Genomic DNA, 7,187 nt, shown 5'->3' with positions numbered 1-7,187 from the left:
TCGGCGCGGCTGCTGTGTGCGCGCCGAACACACCCTTGGTGGGGTGGAGAACCAGCGATGTGCGGCTGGTGAGCGCTCCGGGTGTTTCCCGGTCGTTGCAGGTGATTCGGCGTCGTCCGCCAGTCGGATTGGAACGATTTCTCCGGGCCTGCCACCCCTAGGCTCGGGTCATGCGGGGAACGACGATCCGACCGACCACGGAGGACGACTGGGAGTCCGTTCGGGCACTGCGGCTGGAGATGCTCCGGGACACCCCGAAGGCGTACGGGGAGCGGCTCGCTGACGCGGAGCGGCTGCAGGAGCGTGACTGGCGTCGACGCGGCCGCCGTGAGCACGACGTCGGCGGGACGACTCTCGCCGCGATCGGTGCCGACGGCCGGTGGCTCGGGACGATGGGGGTGTTCGTCCCCGGCCCCCGCGTCGGGCCGCTCCTGGTCGGCGTCTACGTCGCACCGTCGCACCGGGGTCGTTCCGCCGGTGTCGCCGATGCGCTGCTCGACGAGATCGAGGTGTGGGCGGCGGCGCACGGATCGGCCCTTCGGCTGCACGTGCACGAGGGGAACACCCGCGCGCAGGCCTTCTACGCCCGACGTGGCTACGAGCCGACAGGTGCGACCGAGGCGTACGTCCTCGATCCGAGCGAACTCGAGCTCGAGATGATCCGGCAGCTGCGGGGATCGCTGTGACCGGCGGGACGGCCAGGGCCGCGGGGTCCGCCGTGCGGTGGCTGCTGTCCGACGTGGGCGGCGTCCTCGAACTCGTGGACGACGCCGCCTGGCCCGGACGCTTCCGGGCGCGGTGGGCCGAGCGGCTCGGGATGACGACGGACGACTTCTCCGCACGCCTCGCTGCGGCCGACCTGCCCGACGCCTCCCGTCAGACCGGCGTCGTCGACCGGTACTGGGGTGCGATCGGTACGGCGCTCGTGCTGGGGGCCGACCAGCTCGCCGTCATGCGGGCCGACTTCTGGGATGCGTACTGCGGAACCCTGAACGAACCGCTGTACGACTTCCTCGCCGGGCTCCGGGGCGCGATCGGCCTGGCGATCCTGTCGAACTCGGGCGACGGTGCCCGAGAGGAAGAGGAGCGGCGCTTCCGGTTCTCGGCGGTGTTCGACCCGATCTGCTACTCCCACGAGATCGGCGTGAACAAGCCCGATCCCGAGGCGTTCCGGATCACGCTCGAGCGCCTCGGGGCGGATCCGGAGGAGGTGTTCTTCGTGGATGACGTGCCCGAGAACATCGAGGCCGCACGTGCGCTCGGCATCGGGGCGCACCTGCACGTCGACACCGACGAGACGATCCGGGTGCTCGATGCGGTCGTGCGGGGGAGCGGCCGGCAGTGACCGTCGGCATCGTGTTCTTCGACGTCGACGGAACCCTCGTCAGCCCCGGTTCCAGCAGCAGTTTCCTTGCCGCCCGGTTCGGGCACCAGGACGCGCTCGACGACGCAGAATCCCGCTACGCCGACGGCGATCTCACCAACCAGCAGGTCAGTGAGGTCGACGCACTCGCGTGGCGTGGCACGTCCGTCGCGACGGTCGACCGGTGGCTCGACGACCTGCCGGTGTCGCCCGGAACCGAGACCGTCGTCGCGTGGTGCCGTGCCCACGACGTCGAACCCGTGCTCGCGTCGCTCGCGTGGCAACCCGTGACCCGTTCCCTCGCGCGGCGGTTCGGGTTCGTCCCGAACGGCGGGCCCCGAGTCGGCGAGCACGACGGCGTCCACGACGGCACCGTCGCCGAGCACTTCGACGAGTTCGACAAGCGGGACCGGGCGCTCGCGCTCGCTCGCGACCTCGGTGTGCCGATCGAACACTGCTGCGCCATCGGCGACAGCCGCTCGGACATCCCGCTCTTCGAGGCGCTCCCCAGTGCGTTGGCGCTCAACGCGGGTCCGGCGGCACGTGCGGCCGCGAGTGACGCGATCGACGCGATCGACGCGGACGACCTCTCGCGCATCATCCCCTGGCTCGACCGCTGGCTCCGGGAACTCGCCTGATCGATCGGCTCTGAGACGGATGCGGCATGATCGGTCCGTGCCTGATGTGAACCCGACCGCCGCGTACCGTGCCGCCCGCGACCAGCTCCTCGCCGCGGATTCTCCGGAAACGGCACGCGCCGGGTTCCGCTGGCCGGACGTCGGCGACACGTTCAACTGGGCCACCGACTGGTTCGACGTCATCGCGACCGACAACACCCGCACGGCGCTCTGGATCGTCGAGGAGGACGGTCGTGAGCAGCGGTTCAGCTACTCCGAGATGGCCGCACGGTCCGATCGGCTCGCCGCGCGCCTGCACGGCTTCGGCGTGCAGCAGGGCGACCACGTCCTCGTCATGCTCGGCAACCAGCTCGAGCTCTGGGAGACCATGCTCGCCGTGATCAAGCTCGGTGCGGTCATCCTGCCGACGTCGACCATGCTCGACACGGCCGACCTGCAGGACCGCGTCGACCGGGGCTCGGTGGCGCACGTCGTCACGAACCGGAGCGAGACGCACAAGTACGACGACGTCCGCGGGTCCTTCACACGAATCGTCATCGGCGGTCCCGCTGACGGGTGGACGGGGTACCCGAGCGACCTGGGCGAGCCCGCTCCCACCGACGAGGTCCGCCCCCACGTCGTCACCCGCATGACCGACCCGTGCCTGGTCTACTTCACGTCCGGCACGACGTCGAAGCCGAAGATGGTCGTGCACACCCAGACGTCGTACCCGGTCGGGCACCTCAGCACGATGTACTGGCTCGGCGTCCGACCCGGTGACGTGCACCTGACGATCAGCTCGCCCGGGTGGGGCAAGCACGCCTGGAGCTGCTTCTTCGCGCCGTGGATCGCGGAGGCAACCGTGTTCATCCACAACACCGCGCGCTTCGACCCGGCCTCACTCCTCGCGCAGCTCGAGCAGGCCGAGGTCAACACGTTCTGCGCGCCGCCGACCGCGTGGCGGATGATGCTGCAGTCCGACCTCGGCGTGAAGCCGCGCGCGCTCCGTGAGCTCATCTCGGCCGGCGAGCCGCTCAACCCCGAGGTCATCGGCCGGGTCGAGGCAGCGTGGGGGCTCACCATCCGCGACGGCTACGGGCAGACCGAGACCACCGCGATCATCGGCAACGCCCCGGGCGCCGCCGTGACGTCCGGCGCGATGGGCAAGCCGCTCCCCGGCGTGACCGTGACGCTGCTCGACCCCGTGACCGGCGAACCGGGCGACGAGGGTGAGGTCTGCCTCGACCTCACCGAGCGGCCCGTCAACCTGATGGCCGAGTACCTCGGTGACCCCGACCGCACCGCATCGTCGATGCGCGACGGCTTCTTCCACACCGGCGACATCGCCGTCCGCGACGCCGACGGCGAGCTGACCTTCATCGGCCGCACCGACGACGTGTTCAAGTCCTCGGACTACAAGGTGTCGCCGTTCGAGGTGGAGAGCGCCCTGCTGCGGCACCCGGCCGTGGCCGAGAGCGCGGTCGTCCCGGCACCCGACGACGCCCGTCTCAACGTCGTCAAGGCGTACGTCACGTTGGCCACCGGATGGGAGGCGTCGGCCGACACCGCCAGGCAGGTCCTGGAGTACGCACGCACGGCTCTCCCCGCCTACGCGCGCGTCCGTCGGGTCGAGTTCGCGGAGCTCCCGAAGACCATCTCCGGCAAGATCCGCCGCGTGGAGCTGCGGGAGCGCGAGGAGCAGTCGGTGAGCAACGGCACGCGCGCCGAGGGCGAGTGGCGCGACGACGAGTTCCCCGGCCTCCGTGCACCCCGTCCGCAGGCCGGGCCCGCTGCCGGCTGATCGGCTGACGGAGATCATCCATGGCCGTCGTACTGCGCCCGTGGTCGCTCGACGACGCGGCTGCGCTCTTCGTCGCCAGCCGGTCGAACCCGGACCTCGCGACACAGTTCCCGGACGTCGGACTCGATGACGAGGAGCAGGCCCGCGCGCACATCAGGAGCGCCCTGCGGTTCGACGAGCGGGCGAAGAACTGGGCGATCGTGGAAGACGGAGTCACGGTCGGGAACGTCGGGCTGTCGGCGATCGAGTTCCGGCACGCCACGGCCTGGGCGCATTACTGGCTGGCGTCCGATGCTCGCGGCCGCGGGCTCGCCACTCGTGCGTTGACGAGTGCGTCGACCTGGGCGTTCGACGCCGGGCTCTTCCGCCTCGAACTCGGACACCGCTCGAACAACCCCGCGTCGTGTCGAGTCGCCACGACCGCCGGGTTCCGCGCGGAGGGCGTCGAACGGCAGAAGCTCCGGTACGGCTCGGAGCGGTTCGACGTGGAGACGCACGCCCGGCTGGCGACCGATCCGGTGCCGGACCTGCCGGCGTTCGAGGTCTGGACGACGTCCTGACGGCTGCCCCGGTCAGTCCTAGGCTCGGCACGTGGAACTGATCAAGGACGTCTCGCGCGGCGACTGGTTGCTGGCCCGGGCCGGCTCGTTCGCCTCGTTCGGCGGTGTAGCGGGCACCGGGTTCGAGGCGTACGTCCGGATCCTGCACCCGCTCCGAGCGGATCGCGAAGACCGTACGACCGTGGACGAGTACGACGAGCACCCGGTCCTCGAATCGGCCGAGTGGCGCTGGGCCGACGTCGCCGAGCGCACCCGTCGGACGATCGACCCGCTCGTGTCGTGGCAGACGCTCAGCGGGCGGGACGACGAGTCGGACCTGCCTTTCGAGGACGGCTGGGTCGTCCATCCACCCGAAGAGGGTTGGTACGAGCCGTCGCAACTCGCCGCGCTCACCGGGCTCCTCGCCGACGCGACGTCGACGCCGGACGACCTGGTCGGGGCGATCTGGGACGGATGGGGCGACCTGAACGCGTCGACGTTGGGCTTCGGGTGGCAGGGGAGCGGCGAGCCGACGGCGGCCGAGCGCGCGGAGATGCAGGCGCACATGGCCCGGGCCCAGGCGCAGCACCGGCGGGAGCAGGCTGCGCTCCGGGAATCGCTCGCGGGTCCTCGCTTCCTGTGGCCGGCCCGCGAGTGCTTCCTGCTCTCCATGACCCTGCCGCAGCTCAGCGACCCGTCCTGGACGGACGACGCCCGCGTGGGCACGTACGTCGACGTCGGGCACACCCCGCAGATGCTCTGGCCTGAGGGGCACGAGTGGGTGCTCGCCACCGAGATCGACTGGGACTCGACGATCGTCGCCGGCTCACGGTCACTCATCGACGCGGTCCTCGCCGACGCCCGGTTCGAGGCGTACGAGGTCGACGAAGACGCTTCCCCGGGCTGATCAGACCGGCAGGGCCACCTCGGTGGTCACGCGCCGGACACTCCGGGTGGACGCGGCGACCACGGTGGCGACGACGATGACGACGGCGCAACCGATCAGGGTCGCGGGCGTGCCGACCGTGTGCGCCAGCGGTCCCACCAGGGCCTCGCCGAGCGGGACGGCGACGAACGACCCGACCATGTCGTACGAGTAGACCCGCGACAGCACGGCCCGGGGCACGTTCGACTGCAGCGCGTGGTCCCAGGCGATCGCGAACAGCTCGATGGCCACCCCGCCCAGGGCGAACGCGACGAGCAGGGTCGGCAGGGCCGGTGCGCCGGCGAGCGCCAGGACGGGGAGCGCGGTCACGGCCATCAGGGCGACGCCGATGCCGAGGGCGTGGCGTGGCCGCCACCGCAGCGCGATCAGCGCGCCGAGTGCCAGCCCGACGGTCTGCGCCGCGACGACGAGTCCCCAACCCGCCCTGCCGAACGAACCGTCCGCGACCACCGGACCCAGCACGGTCGTGGCACCGACGAAGGCGGCGTTGAGCACCGCGAACTGGGCGACCACCGTCCAGACCCAGCGTCGTCCCGAGAACTCGACCCATCCCTCCCGGATGTCCGCGATCACCGACGGGCGGTCGGCCGGTGCGACGGACGTGCGACGTGGCAGTCGGATCCGTGCGTACAGGGCTGCAGCGACGGCGAAGCCGGCGGCGTCCACCGCCAATCCCCACCCGGCGCCGACGAGCGCCACCATGCCGGCGCCGGAGGAGGCCCCGACGATGGTGCCGGCGTTGATGCTCAACCGGATCACGGCGTTCGCCGGACGGAGCAGTGCCTCGGGCACGGTCTCGGGGACCATGGCAGCGGTCGTCGGCAGGCTGACCGCGGCGACCGCACCGTTCAGGATGCTCAGGACGACGAGGAGCGGGACCGTCGCGGTGCCCGTCAGGACCAGCGCGGCGACGGCGCCCTGCGTCAGGGCAGCACCGAGCGACGTGGCGACGAGCACGACGTCACGGGGGAGACGGTCGGCGATGACCCCGCCGAACAGCAGGACCGCGACGTTCGCGACCGAGCGTGCGGCCACGACGAGGCCGAGGTCGACGGGCGAGCCGGTGAGGTCGAGGACGGCGAACGCCAACGCGATCGGGGCGACGGCGTTGCCGAGGATGCTCACCGTGCGGGCGGCGAGCAGCCAACGGAACGGCGCGTGCCGGAGGACGCCCGTGGTCGGCGTGCTCACGGTCGCCGCATCGGGAACATCGAGACGGTCATCGACACCGGAACGGTGCCCGGGGTGCGGGGGCGCTGCGCTGCGGCGTGGAGCAGGGCGGAGGCCTGGCCGACGTGGTGCACCACGCGACGCCACGTCTCGGGGCCGACCCACAGTTCGGCGTCGGTGGAGACGCCGGGCCCCGTGGTCCGCTGTCGCACGCGTCGCCGGAGCTCCTCGACCTGCGCCTCGACGTAGACGAGCTGGTCCTCGATCGAGACGTCCTCGGCGCCGCTGTCGGATCGGGCGTCGGGGTCGAACGCCTGCGACGACGACTCGTGCCGGTACCGCTTCGCCTCGCCGCCCCGGAGCCGGACGACCTCGACGACGGCGACCAGCCCGGCCCGTTCGAGGACGCGCAGGTGGTAGCTCGCGGTCGCCTGCGAGAGCCCGAGTTCCCGTGCGGCCTCGGCCGCGCTCATCGCGGAGCTCGTCACCAGCGACAGCAGGCGGAGCCGTATCGGGTGGGCGGTCGCCCGGAGGGACTGGAGGCTGGACATGCGCCCATCCTTCGTCCCCACACCCGGCACCGTCAAATGGCTCTTTGGGGGTCGTTCGGACCGATGTGCGCGCCGGCCTTTCGCGTCCAGCGACACCTCACGGGCCGCCGCGCGCGTGAACTGTCGCCCAGCGCGAAAAGCCGCGCGACGCCGATGCCCGCGCCCCAGCCAGCACCCCCCGCGTCACCCTGTGGGAGCAC

The 7,187-nt window shown here is 71.6% G+C and carries 8 protein-coding genes; 6 read left to right on the top strand and 2 right to left on the bottom strand.

Features of this window, described 5'->3' with window-relative positions; all coding sequences use genetic code 11:
• The first annotated feature begins 170 nt into the window (after window positions 1–170).
• From DEJ02_RS18160 to DEJ02_RS18135, 6 genes are read left to right on the top strand one after another with little or no spacing between them, the layout of a single operon-like run.
• Window positions 171–686, top strand: coding sequence for an N-acetyltransferase (locus DEJ02_RS18160; protein ID WP_110865594.1), 516 nt, complete (start codon window positions 171–173; stop codon window positions 684–686).
• Complete coding sequence (locus DEJ02_RS18155; RefSeq protein WP_111034063.1) at window positions 683–1,345, top strand: HAD-IA family hydrolase; 663 nt, start codon at window positions 683–685, stop codon at window positions 1,343–1,345. The genes DEJ02_RS18160 and DEJ02_RS18155 overlap by 4 nt, the downstream gene beginning before the upstream one ends.
• Window positions 1,342–2,001, top strand: coding sequence for an HAD family phosphatase (locus DEJ02_RS18150; protein WP_111034062.1), 660 nt, complete (start codon window positions 1,342–1,344; stop codon window positions 1,999–2,001). The genes DEJ02_RS18155 and DEJ02_RS18150 overlap by 4 nt, the downstream gene beginning before the upstream one ends.
• 19 nt (window positions 2,002–2,020) lie before the next feature.
• Window positions 2,021–3,781 (top strand): AMP-binding protein, encoded by a 1,761-nt coding sequence (locus DEJ02_RS18145; RefSeq protein WP_111034061.1) that lies wholly within the window; start codon window positions 2,021–2,023, stop codon window positions 3,779–3,781.
• 20 nt (window positions 3,782–3,801) lie between these two features.
• A complete protein-coding gene (locus DEJ02_RS18140) occupies window positions 3,802–4,341 on the top strand; it encodes a GNAT family N-acetyltransferase (RefSeq protein ID WP_111034060.1) in 540 nt (179 codons plus the stop codon).
• A 31-nt stretch (window positions 4,342–4,372) separates the two neighbouring features.
• Entirely contained in the window at window positions 4,373–5,227 is an 855-nt protein-coding gene (locus tag DEJ02_RS18135) for a hypothetical protein (protein ID WP_111034059.1), read from the top strand.
• Here DEJ02_RS18135 and DEJ02_RS18130 read toward each other — a convergent pair whose 3' ends face one another.
• Window positions 5,228–6,457: an MFS transporter gene (locus tag DEJ02_RS18130; protein ID WP_111034058.1), complete on the bottom strand. Its 1,230-nt coding sequence runs from the start codon at window positions 6,455–6,457 to the stop codon at window positions 5,228–5,230.
• A complete protein-coding gene (locus tag DEJ02_RS18125) occupies window positions 6,454–6,987 on the bottom strand; it encodes a helix-turn-helix domain-containing protein (protein ID WP_111034057.1) in 534 nt (177 codons plus the stop codon). The genes DEJ02_RS18130 and DEJ02_RS18125 overlap by 4 nt, the downstream gene beginning before the upstream one ends.
• Window positions 6,988–7,187: the final 200 nt, after the last annotated feature.

The sequence above is a fragment of the Curtobacterium sp. MCLR17_042 genome (assembly GCF_003234695.1).
Taxonomy (GTDB): domain Bacteria; phylum Actinomycetota; class Actinomycetes; order Actinomycetales; family Microbacteriaceae; genus Curtobacterium; species Curtobacterium flaccumfaciens.
The sequence above is the reverse complement of the archived record's forward strand: the minus strand, read 5'-3'. Positions and strand labels throughout refer to the sequence as shown.